Genomic DNA, 20,669 nt, shown 5'->3' with positions numbered 1-20,669 from the left:
GACGGGAATACGCATCCGAAGAACGCACGCCATAAGGGAGATAGACGTGAAGGGAACCAGTGCAACGCGAGTTTATGTGACTATGATTCGAGTACAAAACGAGCAAATCGCTTTCCCAGCGGCGTAAGCTCGATTGGGTAATTTGCATAGTTTGTGGTGCGGATTGTCGGAGTATTTCCGCGATGCAGAAGATTTGCCGCGTCGAGCTCACCCACCAACCCCATCAGCAAGTGTGGAGAAAGATGGTTGAACTGATCATTAATCTGCGAGAAATTCACCCGGAATGCTGCCTCATCACCGTCGGCTCGGCCCTCGCTGCGAGCTTCCCTCACGACAGCCCCTAATACCTCGACCGCACCACCCGATAATGTTTCTACGCAACGAGCAAAATGATCCAGTTCGGTGTAGGTTAGCTTTTCAGCATCACCCTCTTCCAGAAGCAAATTCGCCAATATCGCTGTCGCCCCCCTCAGCTTGCTCTCGTTGTGGCTTCTAACAATTGAGAGATATGATGACTTAAACAGCTCAGCGAACTCATCTTTATCAACAGCTTCAACGTCGAGTCGACCCTCAAGTTTTCTTAGGCGTTCTGATAGAAGTTCGATTGCCCGATCAATTGAGCGTTGGGTAGCTGTTGGCACATAGTCGCCGATCAAGCTTGCTATCGGACCGCCAACCACGGGTACCCCGGCTATACCGGCCTTGATGAGTGACAATGCATGCTCAGACGTATTGGATTCCGCTGCCACTAGGGCTGCTCCACTTAACGCCGCGCTTGAGCCGCCGACCGAAAGCCGCCGCGCGGCTTTTGGCCGGTCGGACTCCAATCGCTAGTTATGTGCTACTACGCCGCTGCACGACCGTCTGGTTGAGGATGCGGCGGTTTATCTTCTGCTTCCACGCAAGCTGTTTCGGCGACAGCTTCCGCTTGCGGCGGGTGTCCATGAGGAACTTGTACTCGAACTCATAGATGTAGCCGAACCTGTAGGCGTGAATTATCAAGTCCTCGTTGGCATTCGCCTTGTCGTCTTGTGCCACACGCTTGAGGCCGGCAAACAGATTCCCCGTATCTATACCGATGAACCTGTTGATGCAGACGTTGCCGACATAGGTGGTGTTTCCGTTGAGGTCATTGCGAATGTGGCAGTGTTCCTTGATGTCCTGCCCACACGGACAATTGTCGAACTCCTCGCTCACCTCGATGCCGACCAGGGTCCACTCTCGCCTTGCAGCGTCGAAGTCATCAGCATTCGACAAAGGGAGGATATGGGCTTTTAGACGTTCGAAGTTGTGCTCCATCCTTCCCCCATGGCTCTTGGCACATAACGCCAACCATCAGCCGCGCGAGGCACGAGCGTCGGCTGCATGGTTTTGTTGGGATTTGCCCGGATCACAAAAGATCAAGGTGTTCAAGGGGTCAGGGCCGTTAAAACCGACATCCCGGTCCCATCGGAACCGGCTTAAAGTACTCTGCTCCCTTGATTTCCCGTCCAAGGCGAGAAACGTAGTCTTTCTCCTATTGTTCACGCCTTCAAGGGCCTCCGCCGCTACCCTGTTTCACCCAGCCTTTCAATCGTGCAACCGCCAGCGGGATCAGGACCAGTGGCACAATGATTTGTAATGGGTGAAATTCGGCCTCATTCGAGATGGCTGCCGCGATTGGCCCGATCAGAAGCAATATTCCCATTCCAACTGCAACGCACCAGCAAACCACACGCTCATGATCCATGAGCCGGCTCGTAAGGAGGCTTTTCAGGCATAAACCGATGCTCCATTATTACGCTCTTATCGCACCCACGGGCCAAATCAAGGACAGACCACGAAGATGGCTCCCGCTGGAGCGGAAGAAATGTGGTCTGTCCCCTATTACTCCCTATTACTGTCTGTCCCCTATTACTGTCCCTATTACCTATCAAACACCTTAGTCTCTATCTCTGGCTTAGACAGTGCATGCCAGCGACCTCTATTCGTATCCACAACTGAGTACTAACGTTCAGCTTAACAGGCGCATTTGGAGCGGGCACAGCGAGCGAAAAATGCGTCCTGATTGAAGCTATTGTTAGGTGTCATTGCTCGTATTCAAAGAGCGCTGGAATGTAAATGCGCCCAGAATTCCCTGTATAAAGGCATAGCCGAAAATCGCGATCCATATAATCTGACGTGTTGCCGCCTCGATAAATGTATTTTGCTGTTCTGGGGACAGATCGACCCCCAACAAGGGAAGAAACAAGCTTGCTTTTCCTAATAAAAAAAGGACGAGTAGAGCAATAGATGCAGCACGACTTTTTCCTTTCAGCAACCAGAATGCGAGCGCCAACATAATGATTGGGTCGGCCAAATAAATAATTACATCTTCCATCGAAGAATTTCCATCGGTAATTGCCAGAACTCTTAAGCCCCCATTTATTACGACGAGAATGACCGCTGCCCAGAAGGCAGTTTTTATTTTGCTAAGGGCTTTTTCTTGATTTGTCTTTATCTCGCTCATTTTAGACTCCTAATGCCCTGGCTCGAGCCGCCGCGCCGAAGGCGACGTCGGCTCGAGCCAGATGTTAGGGCTGCCCCTCGGTTTCAGATTCCGCCCGAGGCGCCAATGGACGCTTATAGGTGTTCTGCACCCGCCTTGACCGCAGCAGATAAGCAGTCCATATGGACGCAACGATCAGTGACCCCAGCAGGCCGCCGACCATCTTAGGACCTGCGGTGGCGGCACGCCCCCCGAAAACGATCACCATCACGACTGCCTGCGCAATGGTGGCACCAGGTCCGATGATCCAGAGGGCCAGGACAGCGAAGCGAACCGACTCAACCGCATGAATCTTCCAAAGCCGATAGCCGGCACAGAAACTGATGACTGCCGCAATCCCTGCAACCCACCACGAATATTCCTTGTACTGAAGCCACTGAGAGCTCGTGGCTAAGCCGGGGTTCATCTTTTCAGCAGCCTGAAACTCCCCAGCTAAGCGGCCAAGGCCCATCAGAGGACCGAGAATGGTAAGCCCGACCGTCAAAAGCAAAAGCCAACCCCCGACACCAACGAGGTGAGAATTGTTCTTCATTGTCGCTCCTTCCCCTAACGAATAGTTAACCGGCCCGCGTCGAGGCCAAAAAAAGAGCGCTGTCTGCTCGGGTTGTCTCCGCGGGCGGATCGTGACTCGGTGCGGGTCCGGTTGAACGGCTCGTTGTACAAAGTCCGCTCCACCTTGATTGGGAATTTTGTCGCCGCCGCTGTCGGTGGGCAATCGCGGCTCCGCGCACCAGCGCCCGCCCGCAGTGAGGACAGCGCGTCGTCGCCCCGTGGCCGATCGACGCCATGTACGCCTGCCAGCTCTGGCGCTGGTGCGCCTGCGAGCCCGTCGTGCGCGGATCGATCAGGGTGCGGCAGCGCTCGCGGCGCTCTTTGCAGGCATGCGCGTAGAGCCCCACATGGCGCACGGTGTGCTGGCCGGGCTCGGGGACGTGCCACAGCAGATGCTCGACGAGGCGCGGCGCCTCCAGGCAGCGGACCCGGTACTTGCCGTCACGGTGGTCCTTGTAGCGGAACCGGACGTGGCCATCTCCGGCGCCGACGACCCGGGTGTTGGCGAGCGGCCCGCCGCGCACGTAGCGCGAAAGGTACTTCGCCACGCCCCTGCCGTGGCCGTAGCGGCTTTCCAAACGCACGTTCCACTTCTTGGCGGCGGCGGAGCGAAGATGGTCCTCGATGGAGGTGCCTTCGGGCGCGCGCAGACGCCCGGCGCGCATGGCGTCCGAGAGCTTCGCCAGCAGCTTGCCGCGGTAGACCGGCTTCACAACCCCGGCGGGCAACAGGTAATCGCCGGTCACGTGGCGCCACTCCCCCTGCGGGGTCAGGCCGCCGGCGGTGACCAGGCAGTGGATGTGCGGATGCTGGTTCAGGGTCCGCCCCCAGGTGTGCAGCGCCATGAGGATGCCGGGCGTCGCGCCAAGGTGGCGCTGCTGGCCGAGCAGTTGCAGCAGCGTGTCGCGGCATGCACCGAACAGCGCATCGGTGAACGCGCGGCGGTTGTAGCGCCACAACGGCAGCAGTTCGTGCGGGACGGTGAAGATCACATGGAAGTGATCGCAGGGCAGCAGCCGCTGCTGCTGCTTGTCGAGCCACTCGCCCTTCGCCTTCTCGGCACAGGTCGGGCAACTGCGGTGCCTGCAGGAGTGGTACTGCGTGCGCACGAAGTGTCCGTCGGGACAGCGCTGTTCGTGGCCACCCATCGTGTCGGTGCGGCAGGCGACAATCGCTTGCCCGGCGCGTTGCTGTGGCGCGGACAGTTTGCCGCCGCGTCGCACCTCATCGAAATGGTGCACGAACACCTCCTGAATCGTCGGCTTCCCTGCCATTGCATGCCTCCTTTTGCGGCGCACACCGCAGCGTCCGTCACATCTCCATCGGCGAACCAGTGCCGATCACGTCAAAGCTTCCTTCCTGCCGCGCAGCGGCTTTGTGCAACAGTAATTAGACGGATCAAGTCCGTGTTATAACGCGGACGTCGTCCGCCTAACATGAAAGCCTTGTCCCGTATGTCGTTGTCGAGAAAGCGGTCCCGCAGCGTCGGGGGCGTGATTGACGGACCGGTTATTTGGCGGTCTACAGGACGATTGCGGTGATTATAGCCGCTTCAAATACCCTGTGCCCCCGAGCTGCTGCATCTGGCGCATTATCCAGCGCTGCCGTTCACGAACGTAGCCGGAGGGCCGACGAGCGTTGTATTCGTAGGGGTTGGGGAGTACCGCGGCGAGGAGGGCGGCTTCGGCGGGGGTGAGCCGGGTGGGGGATTTGTTGAACATGCGCTGGCTGGCGGCGGTGGCGCCGAAGGTGTTGGGGCCGAATTGCGCGATGTTTACGTAGACTTCCAGTATGCGCTGTTTGGGCCAGCACAGTTCGATGAGGGTGGTGAAGTAGGCCTCCAGGCCCTTGCGGATGTAGTTGCGCCCGGGCCAGAGAAATAGATTCTTCGCGACCTGCTGGGAGATGGTGCTGGCGCCGCGGAGGTCGTCGCCGCGGCTGTATTCCCGCAGGGCCTTGGAGATGGCCTGGAAGTCGAATCCCCAGTGGTCGGGGAAGCGCTGGTCCTCCGAGGCGACGACGGCCAGGGGGAGGTTCGGGCTGATGTCCGGCCAGTCGGTCCACTCGTAGGCGGCGGCGGTCCAGTCCGGGTGGGCGTCCACGAGGACGTTGTGGCGGATGATGAAGGCGCTAGTGGGCGGGTCGACCCAGCGCAGGGTGATGACGACGAGCAGGCTCAGGGCGACGAATCCGGCGACGATCGCCGCCGTGATCCGTGCGGCCTTCTTCAGCAGTGTTCGGCGCCGCGACCGGGTCATCGCGCGCGGGTTCCCGTTGCCATCATCGCGTTCCCCCGTGTTTTGGCAGCTCGTTGAAGGGCGGCGTGCGATTCCCGGGGTGTGTCGTTTCGTTCGCTCGCGTCGGCCTCATGACCCGTCCCGCCGGATGATCAGTTCGGATTCTGCGTAACGGCGGTGTGGCCGTCCAGTGTGCCGTCATGTCGTCGGGCGGTGTCCCCTGGGGGACGACGCGGTCCTGCGCGTTCTTGTGGCCCGCATGCTTCATCGCTGTCCTGGGCGTCGTCCCTTGTGTGTCGTGTGCTCCTGGAGGGCCGGTCCCCGGTCTCCCACCCGGATCACTGACAGGCGGAGCGGGCGGTGTGGATGTGGGTGGGCCGTACGTCCCGGCCGTCGAGGACGCGGAACGCCACGGTGCCCTTGCCCTGGCGTTTGACGTCGTACATGAGGGCATCCGCCGTTGTCAGGGCCGCCTCCGGGTACATGCCGGTGTTGCGCAGGGTGACGACACCGATGCTGCAGCCGACGTCCCAGTCGTTGGTGGCGAATGTCTGATGGAGCGTGGCGTTGAGGCGGTTGACGAGCTGCCTGGCGCCGCCGGCGTCGGTGCGCGGCAGGATCAGGGCGAACTCGTCGCCGCCGAGGCGGCCCGCGGCGTCCGAGGTGCGCAGCGAGCGGGCGAGGACGTCGCCGATGCTCCACAGAAGGCGGTCGCCCTCGGCGTGGCCGCGGCTGTCGTTCAGCAGCTTGAAGTCGTCCACGTCGATGTAGGCCAGGGTGATCGGGTCGCCGTGGCGGCGGGCCAGGGCGAGGGTGCGCTGCAGCTGGTCGTTGAACGCCCGCCGCACCAGCAACCCCGTGAGGCCATCGGTGCGGGCGAGCCGCCGCTGGGCGTCGAAGCTCGTACGCAGGGCGTCCAGCAGCACGCCGGTGACGACGAGAAAGACCAGCCTTACGACGGTGTTCCACACCGCGACCGCCTCGTCGCCGGCGGGGCGGCCGGCAGCGGTGTCGGCGACGTACCAGGAGGTGCAGCACAGTGCCGCGATGATCACGGCGGCGAGCCGGCCCTTGTACCACGCGGCCACGGTGAGCGGCAGCAGGTAGAACTCGGAGACGGAAACCTCGTAGCCGGTGACGTAGTCGATCATGCCGATGAGCGCGACACCGGCGAGGGCCAGCAGCATCACGCCGATGGTGCCGAGGCGGGAGAGGGGACGGTCCAGGGCGGTTACGACAGACATGCGGTCTCTCTCGGTGTGTGCCGGTTGAATCGTCCCTGCGGTGGTTGTCCGTTGTCGACTCCGGAGCGGTCGGTTATTGGTGATGATACAGGCATGGCGCCACGGGGCGAGTCGGTGGTCTCCCAAATTGGCCTAGGCGCATTCCTAATGGCCGTGCCGGGAGGGGGTGTGGTGACGGCACGGCGGGCCGGGCTTCGACCACCGGCGCACGCATCGCCGCGCCGTCCGGGGAGTGTGCAGTACTGGTGGCGGGGACGGTCGGAATGCCCACGGCTGGTAATCGCGCCGGAGCGCCCCGGTGTGGGGAAGGTGTCGGGCCGGGATGACACCACCTCCGGCTCCCGCCCGCGCCACGTGCGCGCCGTGCGGTGTCGTCGGCGTCATGGACGCGATGCTCGTCCGCCGCCGCCCGAATTGCCCGTGCCAAACCGGGATGTGGCGGGGCGACTGCCGTTGCATGCTCCTGTCCGGGACCACAGACGGGGGATACGACGATGACGCCATCCACGATCACGCCGCGCATGAACGCCGCCGCCTGGGGGATGCTGCTTACCCTCTCGGTGCTGTGGGGCGGCTCGTTCTTCTTCGTTGAAGTGGCGGTCGACGCCATCCCGCCGCTGACACTGGTGCTGCTGCGGGTCGGCGGCTGTGCCGTCGTGCTGTGGGCCGTGGCGCTGGCCGGTGGTGGCGGGATGCCGCGCCGGGCGGGGGTCTGGCGGGCGTTCCTGGTGATGGGGCTGCTCAACAACGCATTGCCTTTCAGCCTGATCGTGTGGGGGCAGGCGCATCTTTCCTCGAGTCTCGCGGCGATACTCAACGCCACGACGCCGCTGTTCACGGTGGTGGTGGCCGGCCTGGTGCTGGCGGACGAGCGCCTGACGCCGGGCCGGGTGGCCGGCGTGGGGCTCGGGTTCCTGGGCGTGGTCGTGCTCGTGGGGGAGGGGGCGTGGGGCGCCGGTAACGCCTGGCCCTATCTCGCCTGCCTGGCCGGGGCGGTGTCCTATGCCTGCGCCGGGGTCTTTGGCCGGCGGTTCCGGCGGCTCGGGGTGACGCCGTTGCAGACGGCGGCGGGGCAGGTGACCGGCTCCACCGCCCTGCTGGCGCCGGTCGCGCTGACAGTGGATCACCCGTGGACGCTGCCGGTCCCGTCGGTGGCGGTCGTGGGCGCCGTGGCGGGACTCGTGGTGCTGTCGACGGCGCTGGCCTATCTTCTCTACTTCCGCATCCTGGCGGTGGCGGGGGCGACGAACCTGCTGCTGGTGACCTTCCTCATCCCCGTGAGCGCGATCCTGCTCGGGGTGGGGATCCTGGGGGAGCGCCTCGGCTTGCGGGACGTCGCCGGCATGGCGATCATCGGTCTTGGCCTCGCGGCCGTGGACGGCCGTCCGGCCCGCTGGCTGCGCAGAGTCGCCGCGGGCGGACGTGGGGAGGAGGGCACCTGAGATGACCCGGAAGGACGTTGCCACGGATGACGGACGCTGGCGTGCCGTCATCGGCAACGACACGGCCGCCGACGGCCGGTTTATCTACGCCGTGCGCACGACCGGTATCTACTGCCGGCCCTCCTGCCGATCCAGGCCGCCGCGGCGCGGCAACGTGGCCTATTTCGATACCCCCGCGGACGCCGAGGCCGCCGGATTCCGCCCCTGCAAGCGCTGCCGCCCGGCGGGCGGCGCCGATCCGGCGTCGGGCGCGCTGGTGGCCGCCTGCCGCGTTCTCGAGCAGGCCGAGAGGGAGCCGGCGCTGGAGGAGCTCGCCGGCCGCGTCGGCCTGACGCCCGCCCGGCTGCGCCGCCTGTTCCAGGCCCGCCTCGGTATTACCCCCAAGGGCTACGCCAAGGCGCTCAAGGCCCGGCGTCTGGCGCAGAGGCTGAAGGCCGGGGCGATGGTGACGGAGGCCCTGTACGAGGCCGGCTACGGCGCCCCCAGCCGCGCCTACGAGGCCGTCGCGCAGCGGCTCGGCATGACACCCACCGTCTACGCCGGGGGCGGGCAGGGGGAGCGTATCCGCTACGCCACGGTCCCGTGTGCTCTCGGTTGCCTGCTGGTGGCGGCGACGGAACGCGGCCTGTGCGCCGTGGCGCTGGGCGCCGGCGATGCGGCGGTGGTGGCACGGCTGTGCGCCCAGTTCCCGAAGGCGGTGCTGGCGGAGGACGTCGGCGGCCTCGCCGCCGTGGTGCGGGCCGCGGCCGCCCATGTCGCCGTGCCCCGCGCCGCCCCCGATCTGCCGCCGGATATCCTGGGGACCGCCTTCCGGGAACGGATACGCACCGCGCTCCGCCACGTTGCGACGGGGTAGCCGGCGGGTGCGCCGCCATCGCGCGTGATTGCCGTGGGTGCGCCGCGTGGGTCGCGCGGCAGGCGGTTTACTCCCGGGACGGGCCGTCAGGCCGGTAACGCCGCTGGATGCGCGCCGTCGCCTCGGCGAGGGGGTCCAGCCCCACGGCGCGGCGGCGTTCGTCGACGCCGGCCGGGTCCTCGATGGGCAGCGGGTAGGCACGGCCCCCGGCGTCGATGTCGTGCTGCGTGCCGTAGCGCTGGGGCCGGTCGGCCAGCGTCCGCAGCCGATCCTCCAGATAGGCGAGGCACCAGCCGTCCGCGTCGCCGTCGTCGACGGCCGCGGCGAGCAGGGGCAGGGCGCGTCTCATGAGCCCGGGATCGAGCACGGCGTGCTGGACGATCAGCCACGCCGCGCGGGCGCCGTCGTCGCCGACCAGCCGCCCTCCCGGCCAGCCGTGGGTGTCGAGGATGGCGCGCATGCGGGCGTTGTTGCGTTCGTGCACGGCTCGCATGCGCGGGTGATAGGCGTGGCGTTCGAGCTCGCCGGTCTCGATCAGTGTTTGCAGGAGGTCCTGGTCGGCGGCCTGCATCGCCAGCAGCTCGTGGCGGAGGGCGTCGTTCACGGCCATCCTGTACCTCCGCCGGCGATACCGGGGTTACGTAGTTCAGCCACGCCCGGCCGTGGCGAGCCGTATGCCCAGCGCGATGAACAGCGAGCCGAGCGTTCGGTCCATCCAGCGGCCGAGGCCCGGGCTCGACTTCAGCGCCCGCGCGAGGCGCCCGCCGGCCAGGACCAGCAGCGGCTCGACCAGTGCGGCCACGGCGATGATGAGGCTGCCGTGGAGGAAGAGCTGGGCACTCGCCGGCCCGGCGCCCGCGGTGACGAACTGGGGCAGGAAGGCCAGGAAGAACACCGCCACCTTCGGGTTCAGTGCCGCGACCAGGACGCCCCGGCGCAGCACGGTGGTCGCCGTCACCGTGGTGGGGGTGCCAGCGGTGTCGGTCTCGCCGCCGGCGGCCTCGCCGCGCCAGGCGCTCAGGCCGAGCCAGATCAGGTAGGCCGCACCGATCCACTTGACCACGGAGAAGGCGGTGGCGGAGGCCGCGAGGATCGCGGACAGGCCCAGCGCGGCGAGCAGCACGTGCAGGAACGCGCCGATCCACACGCCGAACATCGCGGCGAAGCCCTTGCGTACGCCGTGCCGGGCGGCCTGGCCGACGATGAAGGCCATGTCCGGGCCGGGGGTGAGGTTGAGCAGCACCGCGGCGCTGAAAAACGCCAGCCAGTGCGCGAGGGTGTAGTCGAACATGGCGCCTTCCGGGCGGCACGTCCGGTGCCGCCGTGATGGGTTGCGGGATGCCCATAGGCTGCCTGCTCGCGGTGGAAAAGGGAACGGGGCTGCCGCCGGAGTGCTTCTTTTCATCCACGCAATTGACAACGATTCGCATTCAACATATCGTACGATAAATTAACCCCGAAGGGCCGGATCATGCGCCGCATACGACACGCCTCCGTCCGCCGATGGCCGGGCATCGACGCCGCCGCGCTTGGCGCGGCCCTGGTGATGCTGCTCGTGTCGGTGCCATCGATCGCGGCAGACCCGGCGAGCCGCATCGCCGTGCTCGACCCGGGCCACGCGGAGATCCTGCTGGCCCTCGGCCAGGGAGAGGCGCTGGTGCTGGTGCCGGAGGACCAGGCGCTTGCCGGCCGGATGCCGGGGGCGGCGCGCTACCATCGCATGCCGTCCGCGGAGGGGCTGCTCGCCCAGCGCCCGGACCTGCTGATCGGCGGTAATCCCGCCCGGGACCGGGAACTCATGACCCAGGCGGGCCGGCTCGGGATCGACAGCGTGATGATCCCGCGGACGCTGCCGGCGACGGAGCGGATCGGCCGCATCGCCGGGCGTGTCGGGCGCGAGGCCCGGGGGCGCGAGCTCGTCGCGGGGATCGAGGCGGACTACGCCGCGGCGCGGGAGATCGTCGACGGCGCCGCCCCCGTGCGCGTGCTCCACGTCTCCAGCAGCGGGGCAGGGAGCAGCGGCGCCGTGACCGGCGCCGGGGCCGGGACCCCGGCGGACGGGCTCATCCGGCGCGCCGGCGGCGTCAACGTCGGGGCCGAGGCGGGCCTGGAGCGCTACCAGAGCCTGAGCGCGGAGGGCGTGATCGCCATGGCGCCGGAGGTGGTGCTGGTCTCCCGCCAGGAGCTGGCCGCCCTGGGCGGACGTTCCGGTATCTGGCAGCGGGTGTCCGGGCTCGCCCACACCCCGGCGGCGGCGGAGCGGCGCCTGATCGTGCTCGGCCACAGCGCCGTGAAGTTCGACGCGGTGACCAGCGGCGAGGCCACCCTGATGCTGGCGAGGGCGCTCCATGGCGACGACTGACGGCGTCACCGGCGGACCCTGGCCGGGCCGTGGGCGCCCGCCGATGGTTGCGCTCTACGCGGGGCTGACCCTCGCCATCGCCGCGGGCCTGGCCGCCGCCGTCTCCACCGGCGTGGTCGCGGTGGAGGCGGGCCAGCTGCTGGCGGTGATGCTCTCGCCGCTGGAGGCGGCGGAGGGACAGCCGGTCGCCCACGCGGTGTTCTGGGACCTGCGCCTGCCGCGGGCGCTCATGGCACTGCTGGTCGGGGGCTCGCTGGCGATGGCTGGGGCGGCGATGCAGGGGCTGTTCGGCAACCCGCTGGCCGATCCGGGCATCGTCGGGGTCAGCAGCGGGGCGTCGCTGGGCGCGGTCCTCGTCATCGTCATGCAGATCAACGTGCTCGGGAGCTGGACGCTGCCGGCGGGGGCGTTCCTGAGCGGCTTCGTGACCACCTGGCTGATCTACCTGCTGGCGCGGCCCTCGCAGACCGGTGGCGATAACGCACGGCTGCTGCTGATCGGGATCGCGATAAACAGCATCGCCGGCGCGCTCACCGGCTATCTCACCTACCTTGCCAGTGTTGAGCAGCTCGAGAGCCTGCTGTTCTGGTCCATGGGCTCGCTCTCCCGGGTGGCGTGGGCGCCGGTGTTCACCATCGCGCCGCTGGCCGTCGCCGGGCTGGTGCTGCTGCGCCGTCAGGCGGTGCCCCTGGACCTGCTCGCCCTGGGCGAGCGCCAGGCCCAGCACACCGGGGTCGACGTGCGCCGCCTGCGCCGTCGGCTGATCGCGCTCACCGCGCTGCTCACCGCCGCGGCGGTGGCGTTCACCGGCACCATCGGGTTCGTCGGGCTGGTGGTCCCGCACCTGGTGCGCACCGTCATCGGTCCGGGCCACCGCCACCTGCTGCCGTTCAGCGCCATGGGCGGGGGCCTGCTGCTGATGCTCGCCGATATCGGCGCGCGCTCACTGGACCCGCCGAACGAGATCCCCATCGGCATCCTCACCGCGACCCTGGGCGGGCCGTTCTTCCTGTGGCTGGTCTCGCGCCGGCAGGCGGCGGGGGGCTGAGATGCTGGAGATCGAGGACGTGAGCCTGCGCATCGACGACCGCGAGCTGCTGCGCGACGTCTCGCTGGCGTGTCCCGGCGGGAGCCTGACCGCGCTGATCGGGCCCAACGGTGCCGGCAAGTCGACCCTGCTCGGGCTGATGGCGGGGGACCGCGCGCCCACCGGTGGCGCCGTGCGCCTGGCCGGGCGGCCGCTGGCGGAGTACGGGGTGCGCGAGCTCGCCGGGCTGCGTGCGGTGATGCCCCAGGACAGCGTGCTGCGCTTCGCCTACCGAGTCGACGACGTCGTGCGCATGGGCCGCGCCCTGCGCGACCTGCCGCCGCAGGAGGACGAGGCGAGCGTGCACATGGCGATGGCGGAGGTGGAGATCGCCCCGCTCGCCGCGCGCAACGCGCTGACCCTCTCCGGCGGCGAGCAGGCACGCACCACGTTCGCGCGGGTGCGGGTGCAGTCGACGCCGGTACTGCTGCTCGACGAGCCCACGGCGGCGTTGGACCTGCGCCACCAGGAGCGGCTGCTGTCGCTGGCCGCGGACTGGGCGGCGGCGGGGCACTGCGTGGTCGCCGTGATGCACGACCTCAACCTGGCCGCCGCCCACGCCGACCACCTGGTGCTCCTGGACCAGGGGCGGGTCGCCGCCCAGGGCACGCCGTGGGACGTCCTCCTGGCCGGGCAGCTCCGGCGGGTCTACCGCCAGCCCGTGTGCGTGCTGCCGCACCCCGAACGCGACTGCCCGGTGGTGGTGACCACCGGCGACGGTCCGCCGTAACCCCAAGCAATCCACCCACCCGTGCGGGCCGGAGGGCCCGGGAGTTCACAGCCATGACCGCCACCATCGACAGCGACAGAGTCACCCGGGTGCTGGCCCGGGAACACGCCGCGGCGCGTGCCCAGCGCGACGCCCGGCGCCGTGCCGGTCCGGACGCCCCGTTCGATCGCAGCGAGGCGTATCTCGCGATCGGCCCGGACCAGGGGGCGACGCTCTACATGCTCGCCCGTGCCGCCGGGGCGCGGCGGATCGTCGAATTCGGCAGCTCGTTCGGCATCTCCACGCTCTACCTCGCCGCCGCCGCGGCGGACAACGAGGGCCACGTCACCGGCAGCGAGCGTTACGACAACAAGCGCGCCCACGCGCTCGCCAGCCTGGAGGAGGCGGGGCTCGCACGCCACGCGGAGATCCGCGCGGGGGACGCCCTGGAGAGCCTGACCGGCGTCGAGGGGCCCCTCGACTTCGTCTTCCTGGACGGCGACAAGTCCGCCTACCGCGAGGTGCTGGACGCGCTCACGCCGCGGCTGCGTACCGGGGCGTGGGTGGTCGCGGACAACCTCGACCACTTCGACGGCGAGCCGGGGGACTTCCGGCACTTCATCACCCATTCGCCGGAGCGGTTCACCACGCGGCTGATCGCCGTGGGGCCGGGCCAGTTCAGCGTCTCCCGCTTCCGGGGGTAGGCCGGCGGGGCGCCGCCCGAACCTGCCCGGGCGGTGCCCATCCAGCCCCGTCAGGGGCGTGAGAAACAACACCATCGATCAAGGGGGTTCAGTGATGGCGTTCAACGCGATCAACAGGTTCCGTGTGTCCGGAGCAAACCGCACCGGTGGCATGTCGCTGTGCATGGCCGCCGCGTGTCTCGCCGGCGGCGAGGCCCTGGCGCAGCAGTCCGGCGGCGAAGTGCCGACGGTGACGGTGACCTCGTCGTCCGCCTCGGGGCACGCGGTGGACCGGGCCAACGCGCCCGCCAGCGTCTCGGTCATCACCCGCGAGGAGCTGGAGGACCGCTCCTACCGGGACATCACCGACGCGCTGCAGGGCGTGCCCGGGGTCTACGTCAACGACGGCCCGTCCAGCAAGGGCGGCACGGGGGAGATCTCGATCCGGGGCATGGACCCGAAATACACGCTGATCATGGTCGACGGCCAGCCCCAGGGCTCGGACCAGGCCTACTACAACGGCTTCGGTTCCGGTGCGGAGTACGGCTGGCTGCCGCCGATCTCGGCGATCGAACGCATCGAGGTGATCCGCGGGCCGATGTCGTCGGTGTACGGCTCCGGCGGTCTCGGCGGCATCATCAACGTGATCACCCGTGACACGCCGGCGCGCTGGGGCGGCTCGTTCACCCTGCAGGGCACGGCCCAGGAGAACGAGGACGCCGGCGACCGGGGGCAGGGCGACTACTACGTCAGCGGGCCGATCGTCGACGATCACCTCGCGGTGTCGGTTTTCGGCTCGACGTTCCGCCGCAACGAGGACGACATCGATAACGGCTACCGGGAGTACGACCGCGACGACACCACCGCGCGGGTGAAGTGGTCGCCGAACGAGGCGAACGACGTCTCCGTGGAGGCCGGCTACGCCACCCAGGACACGGAGGGCCACGCCGACCTCACCGGCAGCGACTCCGAGCTGGAGACGGTGCGCCGCCACCAGAGCGTCTCCCACGACCTCGCCTGGGGCGGCGGCGTGCGCACCAGCAGCTACGTCCAGCACGCGGAGATGGAGAACCTGACCCAGGAATCGCTCTACGAGCGCACCACCGGCAACACCCGGACCGTGCTCCCCCTCGCCAGCCACCTGCTCACCGTGGGTGCGCAGTACCGCGTGCAGGAGACGGAGAACCCGGTCCGCGCCCAGGAGCACTCGAACCTGGAGCGCTGGGACATGGCGCTGTTCGCCGAGGACGAGTGGATGCTCGGCGAGCGCTTCTCGCTGACCACCGGCGCGCGCTGGGTGCGTGACGAGAACTACGGCAACGAGCTCGTACCCCGCCTGTACGGCGTCTACATCGCCAGTCCCCGGCTGACCGTGAAGGGTGGCGTGAGCGCCGCCTACCGCACGCCGGACCTCAAGGAGGGCGACTCCAACTGGGTCGAGGGCGGCGGTGGTCCGCGCCGCGACGGTGCCGACGTCGGCAACTCCGATCTCGAGCCCGAGGAGAGCATCACCTACGAGCTCGCGGCCCTGTGGCGGGGCTACGACGGCGTGGAGGCGGGCGTGACCGTGTTCTACACGGACTACGACAACAAGATCGAGAAGCCGACCATCTGCGACATCGATCAGGGCGATCCGGCCTGCACCTACCTGGGCGAGGACTACGAGATGATCGCGCAGTACCGCAACGTCAGCGAGGCCCACGTCCAGGGCGCGGAGCTCAGCCTGGGCTTCCCCGTGGGTGAGCGCGTGGAGGTGAACATGAGCTACACCTTCACGGACAGCGAGCAGGATTCCGGCGAGAACGCCGGCCACCCGCTCAACGACCAGCCCCGCCACCGCGCCGTCCTGGGCGTGAACTACCGGGCCAGCGAGGCCGCCCGGCTATGGGCGAAGGCCCGCTACAAGGGCACCGCGGAGCAGGTCGTCGGCCGCGGCGGACTGAGCGAGGCGTACCCGAGCTACACCCTCGTGGACGCCGGCCTGAGCTACCGGGTCAGCGACCGGGTGCGGGTGTTCGGCGGCATCTACAACCTGCTGGACAAGGAGATCGCCTACGAGGACTACAACCGCGTGCTCGACGGCCGACGTTACAACGCCGGCGTGACGGTGACGTTCTGAGCCGTGGCGGCGCCCCCGGGCTGCGGCGGGCGCCGTCGTGTTACCCTCGCCCGCGTATCACTGACGAGACACGACAGCGGCGGGCAGGCGCACGATGACAGCGAGCATGAGGCCGGACCTTCCCATGGGCATGCCCGCCGCCCGCAAGCTCTCGGGCGACGAGCTTGGCCTCGTGCTCCTCACCCTGCTGGCGGACGCCGACGGTTACGGCACCGAGCTCGGCGACCGCATCGAATACCTCTCCGGGGGCTTCTACCGCCCCAGCCCCGGCAGCCTCTATCCCGTGCTCACCGCCCTCGGCCGCGACGGTTACGTCGCCCAGCAGCGCGAGGGCCGGCGCAAGTACTACCGCCTCACCGACCGTGGCCGTGACTATCGGCGGGAACACGCCGGGACCGCCGAGCGCGTCGTCGCCCGGCTGGAGCGGGCCGGGCGCAAGTACCGTGCGCTGCGTCAGGCCATGGCGGATATCGCGGATAGCGACGAGGAAGGCGCCAGCCTTGCCCAGGACCTGCTGGAGGCGCGCATGGAGCTCAAATCGATCCTCCACCGCAGCCTCGACCGGCCCCCGGCCGTTCAGCGCCGGATCGTCGCCCTGCTCGATGAGACCGCGGAACGGCTGAATGCCATCCTCGATGAGGCCCCGAAGGGGTAGGTCATCCCGCCGCGCTAAACTCCGGGTGAACGTTGCCGATGACTGAACTATCCAATATGAGGCGTGGTTCTCAGTCTTGATTACATTCGGGCGTTTCGGTAAACAGCATTCAGCTTACGACATTACATACTGAAACGGATACGGAACCGGAAGGCGGCGCCGTGAATCCGGCACACGCAGGCGATCGCACAGAGACCTTGCTACCCGCATGAATGCCAGGAGTCAGCCACCCACCGCCGTGCCCGGCCTGCCCGCGGACATGCACCGCGTGCACGTGGTGCTCGCGGACGACCACGCCCTCGTGCGTGCCGGGCTGCGCCGCCTGCTCGAGCTGATCGACGGGGTGAGCGTAATGGGTGAGGTCGGGGACGGCCGGACGCTGCTTCGCCTGCTCGACGACGTTCCCGCCGATGTTGTCCTCCTGGATGTCGAGATGCCCGGCATGAACGGCCTCGAGGTCCTGAGGCGGTTGCGCCGCGCGTATCCCGCCGTACCCGTGTTGATGGTTTCCATGCACGAGGAGGTCGCCACCGTGGCGCGTGCGTTGCGGATCGGTGCCCGGGGGTTCCTGCTCAAGACCGCGCGCCCGGAGGAGCTCGAACGGGCGGTGCGCGCGGTTCACCGGGGACAGCGCTACCTCAGCGAGTCACTGTCCGCCGCGGAGGTGCAGGCCGAGCTCGACCGCATCGAAGCGGAGGAGGGCGATCCGCTGTCACGGCTTACCGATCGGCAGAGGGAGGTCCTGCAGCTCATCGGCGAGGGCTACGGTACCCGGGCGATCGCCGAGCGTATGTTCGTCAGCGTGAAGACGGTCGAGACGCACCGGGCGGCGCTCCTCCAGCGCCTGGGCGTGCGCGACGTGATCGGGCTGGTGAAGACGGCGATCCGCCTTGGCCTCGTTCGGGTATAACCGCCGCCTCAGCTCCCCGGACGTGCCACGACGGGCGGTGCCACCAGGGCGGCCTCTGCCTCGATCAGGCCGCTGGCGAGCATGAAAAGGCCCCACGGCCCGGTGGCCCCCGGGGCGGCCACCGGCTGCTGCGGCGGGTCCTGGTCACGCCGACCGAGGTAGATCGTGGCATCGGTGGCGCCGCGGGTTACGCCGAGGAAGCCCGCTGTCGCCCCCGGTTCCGACCAGTCGTCGAACGCTGCCGATACCGGATGGTTCGCGCCCTGCAGCGCCGCGAGGTAATCGACCCGCGAGTCGAGAAGGTGCACGCGGCAGCCGTGTTCCCGGAACCAGGCAAGCCAGCGCCGGGCAAGCGCCCGCGCCCCGGTATGCAGTATGACCATGGTTCCCTCCTGGCCGTCCGTCGCGCGCGGGTCTGCGGGCATCGGTGGCGTGCCTCTTGTGTTTCTATTGGTCGTTGGTGCGGGCGAGGTGCCGCCGTACTGGCTCTGGCGGCCAAACAAACACAATAGGAGGCACCATGCCCGCTGCCTATCGGGGGAAACCTGAAATCCGGTCGGGTGGAACCGGGGATGCCTTGATGGCGATCCCGCCGCGTCGCGCCGGCATGTGTGCCCGATTTGGCATTTCCGCACGGTCGTGTTGCGTCACTGCTTTGACTGTGTCCCCGAGTGTCCTAAATGTTGCAGTGACGGTATCTGTTCAGGATCTCCGTCCGGGCAGATGCTGCTCCGGTGGCACTCAGGAACGCCCAGCTTTATCAGTGTCAGCGCAAGTGATGCGGCGCGCTCCTTCCGGTCTCCCGGGGTGGAGCGAGAGAAGACGGCGATGACAGACAGTATTGGTCCCGGTAACCGGCCGGGTGACACACCCGTCGGCGGTGACCGCCATATGGACCGGATCGCCACCCTGGGCGCCTGCCTGGCGGGGTGTGATGTGGCCCTGGTGATTCGCAGCGGTGACGACGGGTGTCTGGGCTGGGGGCGCTCCTGGCCCGGCGGGGACCTCCGCGCGGTGGATTACCCGCGCCTCGCTGCGGTGGTCCAGGCCGCGCCGACGGACGACGATGGCGTCGTCATGGCGGACGCGGCGGCCGCCCCCGAGGGCGATGTGACCGCTGTCGCCCTCAGGGGGATGGGGCTGGCTTTCGCCGCCCGTGTCCCGCTATCGATGGGGGGACGTATCTCGCTGATCCTGGCCGGCTGCCAGGCCGGGCCGCAGGGTTTGCCGGGGCATGTCGTCTGTGGCCTGCGTGTGCTCGGCGACCTCGTGCGTGACGGCGTGAATACCGCGGTAACGCCGCTCGCCATGCCGGCCTCGGGGCTCAGTGCGGATCTGATCCCGGTCATGAAGCGCGTGGTCGGCGTGGGGTTCGCATTCCTCGATGAGGACGGGGTCTTCCTGGACCTGAACGGATATGTCGCCCGTCTCCTCGGAGGCGAACCCGCCTCGCTAACCGGTAGCTCGTTCCTGGACCTCACGCCGGTGCATTACCGTGAAGACGTCGCGGAGAGCTTCCGGCGTGTCATTCACGACGGGCTGCGCGTGCGCGGGGAATGGCCGATCCTCACCACAGAGGGGGTGTTGCGACGTACCTCGGTGAGCAGCGAGCGGTTCGAGTACGGTGGCCGCCCGGTGTGTCTGTCCGTGATCGCCGACGTCACCCATCAGTACGCGGATCACGCCCTGCGCCAGGCACAGGCGAGGCTGCTTAAACAGGTGGTGCTGGAGAAGCCGCTGCCCGAGCTCCTGCGCGGTGTCGGCGAGGTGGTGCGCACCCATCGGCCCCGTGCCGGTGTGCTGGTGATGCACCGGCACAACGACGGACTCGACGTCGAGAGTGCGGTTGCCGGCAGTGACGGCACTCAGGCGTTCATCGATGCGCTGGCCACGGATGACACCCGCGCCCCATGGGCGACGTCCGTCACGAACAACCGTCAGGTGATGGCCGCGGATCTCGGGGCGGACGAGTGGCGCGGTGAATGCGCCCGGCTGGCCCGGCATTGCGGTGTCCGCGGGGTGTGATGCTGGCCCCTGCGCGCACAGGACGGCGGCGCGCTGGGGTGCCTGGTGGTTCTGCTGGAGCGTACGGGACTGCCGGTGGAATGGGAGGCGGAGTTTCTCGACGAACTGTCCGACCTTACCGGCTTCGCCCTTGAACGCCAGGACCGCATCGAGGGGCTGCGCCGGAGCGCGCTCTACGACGATCTCACCGGCGCGGCCAACCGCACGCTGCTGGACGACCGGCTCGCCGCCCTGCGCGCCGGTGATGCCCGTGCCGGCAGCCGCACGGCGGTGCTGCTGCTCGACCTCGACGATTTCAAGGCGATCAACGACACCTATGGTCACGCCTGCGGTGATGAGCTGCTGGTTGCGGCGGTCGCGCGCATCCGCAAGGCCCTGCGCGCGGACGACACCGTGGCCCGGGTCGGCGGTGACGAGTTCGTGGTGGTGCTCGCGGACGCCGACGAGGCCACCGCACGCGGTGTTGCCGGCCGCGTGCTGGAGCAGTTCGACGAACCTGTCCAGCTCGGCACGCATTCGGTGGCCGTACGCCCGAGCGTGGGCGCGGCCGTCGGTCCCGCTGGTGGCGGTGATCCCGAGGCGCTGCTCAAAGCGGCGGATCAGGCGATGTACAACGCCAAGCGCGCCGGAAAGGGAACCTATTACCTCAGCGCCTAGTAGACGCGCCGCCTCGAGTCAGGCCCTGGAGAGGCGGGTGCCGCCGGACAGCCTTGAGCGGGGATGTCGGCTGCCAGGAGCAGCCGACCTACCGCCACGTCATACTCCTCTCCCCTCGCGGGAGAAGGGTCGGGGGAGAGGGTTCTTCCAGGGACGGCGGGTCTTGTGGAATCGCTGTGCCGGATGCACTGCCGCGTAGGTTGGCTGCTCCTGGCAGCCAACATCCCGTCCCGCGATGTCGGCTGCGTCGATTGCCTTGAGCGGCCGATGTTATAACCCCGATGTACGTGCGTTCCGCCAACGCTGCGCAGGGCAAGATTCCAGTAGATACCGTCTTACCCCTGTGCTTGCAAGGGGATGTTGGGATCGAAGGATTTGCCGGACTTGAGCACGCCGTGGATGAGGTGGAGGAGCTTTCTGGCGGCGGCGCACACGAGGGATTTGCCTCTTACGCCACGCTGTTTGAGCCGCTCGACATAGGCGCGGATCACGGGGTTGTGTTTCATCGCGCACAGGGTGGGGAAGTACAGCGCCTTGCGCAGGGCGGCGTCGCCGCATTTGGAGATCCGGCGCGGGGCACGCACGCTGGTGCCTGACTCGTAGG

22 protein-coding genes are annotated in these 20,669 nt (G+C 67.7%); 11 read left to right on the top strand and 11 right to left on the bottom strand.

Going from position 1 to position 20,669, the window contains the following annotated elements:
* Positions 1 to 80 precede the first annotated feature (80 nt).
* The 7 genes from C516_RS21225 to C516_RS19910 all read right to left on the bottom strand — a co-directional run bounded on the left by C516_RS21225 (position 81) and on the right by C516_RS19910 (position 6,560).
* The gene (locus C516_RS21225; RefSeq protein ID WP_156831284.1) at positions 81 to 749 is read right to left on the bottom strand and encodes a hypothetical protein; all 669 of its coding nucleotides are present in this window, start codon (positions 747 to 749) and stop codon (positions 81 to 83) included.
* Positions 750 to 834: 85 nt separating this feature from the next.
* Complete coding sequence (locus tag C516_RS0116415) at positions 835 to 1,299, bottom strand: hypothetical protein (RefSeq protein WP_018719511.1); 465 nt, start codon at positions 1,297 to 1,299, stop codon at positions 835 to 837.
* A 760-nt stretch (positions 1,300 to 2,059) separates the two neighbouring features.
* Positions 2,060 to 2,488 carry a hypothetical protein gene (locus tag C516_RS21220; protein WP_156831283.1) on the bottom strand — a complete coding sequence of 143 codons (429 nt, stop codon included), beginning with the start codon at positions 2,486 to 2,488 and terminating at the stop codon, positions 2,060 to 2,062.
* 64 nt (positions 2,489 to 2,552) lie between these two features.
* The gene (locus C516_RS19920) at positions 2,553 to 3,059 is read right to left on the bottom strand and encodes a DUF2569 family protein (RefSeq protein ID WP_018719510.1); all 507 of its coding nucleotides are present in this window, start codon (positions 3,057 to 3,059) and stop codon (positions 2,553 to 2,555) included.
* A 25-nt stretch (positions 3,060 to 3,084) separates the two neighbouring features.
* Positions 3,085 to 4,353, bottom strand: a complete 1,269-nt coding sequence (locus tag C516_RS19915) for an IS91 family transposase (protein ID WP_018719509.1) — start codon at positions 4,351 to 4,353, stop codon at positions 3,085 to 3,087.
* A 267-nt stretch (positions 4,354 to 4,620) separates the two neighbouring features.
* A complete protein-coding gene (gene mtgA, locus C516_RS0116400) occupies positions 4,621 to 5,337 on the bottom strand; it encodes a monofunctional biosynthetic peptidoglycan transglycosylase (protein WP_018719508.1) in 717 nt (238 codons plus the stop codon).
* Positions 5,338 to 5,654: 317 nt separating this feature from the next.
* Positions 5,655 to 6,560 (bottom strand): GGDEF domain-containing protein, encoded by a 906-nt coding sequence (locus C516_RS19910; protein WP_018719507.1) that lies wholly within the window; start codon positions 6,558 to 6,560, stop codon positions 5,655 to 5,657.
* A 494-nt stretch (positions 6,561 to 7,054) separates the two neighbouring features.
* On the opposite strand from C516_RS19910, the gene C516_RS0116390 reads away from it, so the two are divergent.
* Positions 7,055 to 8,002 carry a DMT family transporter gene (locus tag C516_RS0116390; RefSeq protein WP_018719506.1) on the top strand — a complete coding sequence of 316 codons (948 nt, stop codon included), beginning with the start codon at positions 7,055 to 7,057 and terminating at the stop codon, positions 8,000 to 8,002.
* Position 8,003: 1 nt separating this feature from the next.
* Positions 8,004 to 8,858: a bifunctional transcriptional activator/DNA repair enzyme AdaA gene (locus C516_RS19905; protein ID WP_018719505.1), complete on the top strand. Its 855-nt coding sequence runs from the start codon at positions 8,004 to 8,006 to the stop codon at positions 8,856 to 8,858.
* Between the two features lie 67 nt (positions 8,859 to 8,925).
* Here the strand turns inward: C516_RS19905 and C516_RS0116380 are convergent, their stop codons facing one another.
* A complete protein-coding gene (locus C516_RS0116380; RefSeq protein ID WP_018719504.1) occupies positions 8,926 to 9,468 on the bottom strand; it encodes a DUF6624 domain-containing protein in 543 nt (180 codons plus the stop codon).
* Between the two features lie 36 nt (positions 9,469 to 9,504).
* On the bottom strand, positions 9,505 to 10,149 hold the full coding sequence (locus C516_RS0116375) for a LysE family translocator (protein ID WP_018719503.1): 645 nt from the start codon (positions 10,147 to 10,149) through the stop codon (positions 9,505 to 9,507).
* 180 nt (positions 10,150 to 10,329) lie between these two features.
* Between C516_RS0116375 and C516_RS0116370 the strand changes: the two genes are divergently transcribed.
* The 7 genes from C516_RS0116370 (at position 10,330) to C516_RS0116340 (ending at position 17,383) form a co-directional block, all read left to right on the top strand.
* Positions 10,330 to 11,220 (top strand): heme/hemin ABC transporter substrate-binding protein, encoded by an 891-nt coding sequence (locus C516_RS0116370; protein ID WP_018719502.1) that lies wholly within the window; start codon positions 10,330 to 10,332, stop codon positions 11,218 to 11,220.
* Positions 11,207 to 12,268 (top strand): FecCD family ABC transporter permease, encoded by a 1,062-nt coding sequence (locus C516_RS0116365; protein ID WP_211210644.1) that lies wholly within the window; start codon positions 11,207 to 11,209, stop codon positions 12,266 to 12,268. Before C516_RS0116370 ends, C516_RS0116365 begins: the two co-directional genes overlap by 14 nt.
* Position 12,269: 1 nt before the next feature.
* A complete protein-coding gene (locus tag C516_RS0116360; RefSeq protein ID WP_018719500.1) occupies positions 12,270 to 13,037 on the top strand; it encodes a heme ABC transporter ATP-binding protein in 768 nt (255 codons plus the stop codon).
* A 53-nt stretch (positions 13,038 to 13,090) separates the two neighbouring features.
* Entirely contained in the window at positions 13,091 to 13,720 is a 630-nt protein-coding gene (locus C516_RS0116355; protein WP_018719499.1) for an O-methyltransferase, read from the top strand.
* Positions 13,721 to 13,814: 94 nt separating this feature from the next.
* A complete protein-coding gene (locus C516_RS0116350) occupies positions 13,815 to 15,818 on the top strand; it encodes a TonB-dependent receptor domain-containing protein (RefSeq protein ID WP_018719498.1) in 2,004 nt (667 codons plus the stop codon).
* A gap of 106 nt (positions 15,819 to 15,924) precedes the next feature.
* Entirely contained in the window at positions 15,925 to 16,473 is a 549-nt protein-coding gene (locus tag C516_RS19900; RefSeq protein WP_169509159.1) for a PadR family transcriptional regulator, read from the top strand.
* A 208-nt stretch (positions 16,474 to 16,681) separates the two neighbouring features.
* Entirely contained in the window at positions 16,682 to 17,383 is a 702-nt protein-coding gene (locus C516_RS0116340; protein WP_211210642.1) for a response regulator, read from the top strand.
* An 8-nt stretch (positions 17,384 to 17,391) separates the two neighbouring features.
* Here the strand turns inward: C516_RS0116340 and C516_RS0116335 are convergent, their stop codons facing one another.
* Positions 17,392 to 17,766, bottom strand: a complete 375-nt coding sequence (locus tag C516_RS0116335; protein WP_018719494.1) for a hypothetical protein — start codon at positions 17,764 to 17,766, stop codon at positions 17,392 to 17,394.
* Positions 17,767 to 18,274: 508 nt separating this feature from the next.
* Here C516_RS0116335 and C516_RS0116330 point away from each other — a divergent pair.
* Complete coding sequence (locus tag C516_RS0116330; protein WP_018719493.1) at positions 18,275 to 19,408, top strand: PAS domain S-box protein; 1,134 nt, start codon at positions 18,275 to 18,277, stop codon at positions 19,406 to 19,408.
* Positions 19,409 to 19,453: 45 nt separating this feature from the next.
* Entirely contained in the window at positions 19,454 to 20,065 is a 612-nt protein-coding gene (locus C516_RS19895) for a GGDEF domain-containing protein (protein WP_018719492.1), read from the top strand.
* Positions 20,066 to 20,400: 335 nt separating this feature from the next.
* Here the strand turns inward: C516_RS19895 and C516_RS19890 are convergent.
* The coding region (locus C516_RS19890; protein ID WP_040409661.1) for a transposase at positions 20,401 to 20,669 on the bottom strand (269 nt) is incomplete at its 5' end.

This window comes from Arhodomonas aquaeolei DSM 8974, assembly GCF_000374645.1.
Taxonomy (GTDB): domain Bacteria; phylum Pseudomonadota; class Gammaproteobacteria; order Nitrococcales; family Nitrococcaceae; genus Arhodomonas; species Arhodomonas aquaeolei.
This window is presented reverse-complemented; position numbering and strand designations above follow the sequence as displayed.

Excerpts from the sequence above, each read along its gene's own strand:
- C516_RS19905 (WP_018719505.1), top strand. The coding sequence starts at position 8,004 with ATGACCCGGAAGGACGTTGCCACGGATGACGGACGCTGGCGTGCCGTC.
- C516_RS0116360 (WP_018719500.1), top strand. The coding sequence starts at position 12,270 with ATGCTGGAGATCGAGGACGTGAGCCTGCGCATCGACGACCGCGAGCTG.
- C516_RS0116390 (WP_018719506.1), top strand. The coding sequence starts at position 7,055 with ATGACGCCATCCACGATCACGCCGCGCATGAACGCCGCCGCCTGGGGG.
- C516_RS19915 (WP_018719509.1), bottom strand. The coding sequence starts at position 4,353 with ATGGCAGGGAAGCCGACGATTCAGGAGGTGTTCGTGCACCATTTCGAT.
- C516_RS0116375 (WP_018719503.1), bottom strand. The coding sequence starts at position 10,149 with ATGTTCGACTACACCCTCGCGCACTGGCTGGCGTTTTTCAGCGCCGCG.
- C516_RS21220 (WP_156831283.1), bottom strand. The coding sequence starts at position 2,488 with ATGAGCGAGATAAAGACAAATCAAGAAAAAGCCCTTAGCAAAATAAAA.
- C516_RS0116350 (WP_018719498.1), top strand. The coding sequence starts at position 13,815 with ATGGCGTTCAACGCGATCAACAGGTTCCGTGTGTCCGGAGCAAACCGC.
- C516_RS19900 (WP_169509159.1), top strand. The coding sequence starts at position 15,925 with ATGAGGCCGGACCTTCCCATGGGCATGCCCGCCGCCCGCAAGCTCTCG.
- mtgA (WP_018719508.1), bottom strand. The coding sequence starts at position 5,337 with ATGACCCGGTCGCGGCGCCGAACACTGCTGAAGAAGGCCGCACGGATC.
- C516_RS0116380 (WP_018719504.1), bottom strand. The coding sequence starts at position 9,468 with ATGGCCGTGAACGACGCCCTCCGCCACGAGCTGCTGGCGATGCAGGCC.
- C516_RS0116340 (WP_211210642.1), top strand. The coding sequence starts at position 16,682 with ATGAATGCCAGGAGTCAGCCACCCACCGCCGTGCCCGGCCTGCCCGCG.
- C516_RS0116355 (WP_018719499.1), top strand. The coding sequence starts at position 13,091 with ATGACCGCCACCATCGACAGCGACAGAGTCACCCGGGTGCTGGCCCGG.
- C516_RS19920 (WP_018719510.1), bottom strand. The coding sequence starts at position 3,059 with ATGAAGAACAATTCTCACCTCGTTGGTGTCGGGGGTTGGCTTTTGCTT.
- C516_RS19910 (WP_018719507.1), bottom strand. The coding sequence starts at position 6,560 with ATGTCTGTCGTAACCGCCCTGGACCGTCCCCTCTCCCGCCTCGGCACC.
- C516_RS0116365 (WP_211210644.1), top strand. The coding sequence starts at position 11,207 with ATGGCGACGACTGACGGCGTCACCGGCGGACCCTGGCCGGGCCGTGGG.
- C516_RS0116335 (WP_018719494.1), bottom strand. The coding sequence starts at position 17,766 with ATGGTCATACTGCATACCGGGGCGCGGGCGCTTGCCCGGCGCTGGCTT.
- C516_RS0116330 (WP_018719493.1), top strand. The coding sequence starts at position 18,275 with ATGGACCGGATCGCCACCCTGGGCGCCTGCCTGGCGGGGTGTGATGTG.
- C516_RS0116370 (WP_018719502.1), top strand. The coding sequence starts at position 10,330 with ATGCGCCGCATACGACACGCCTCCGTCCGCCGATGGCCGGGCATCGAC.
- C516_RS0116415 (WP_018719511.1), bottom strand. The coding sequence starts at position 1,299 with ATGGAGCACAACTTCGAACGTCTAAAAGCCCATATCCTCCCTTTGTCG.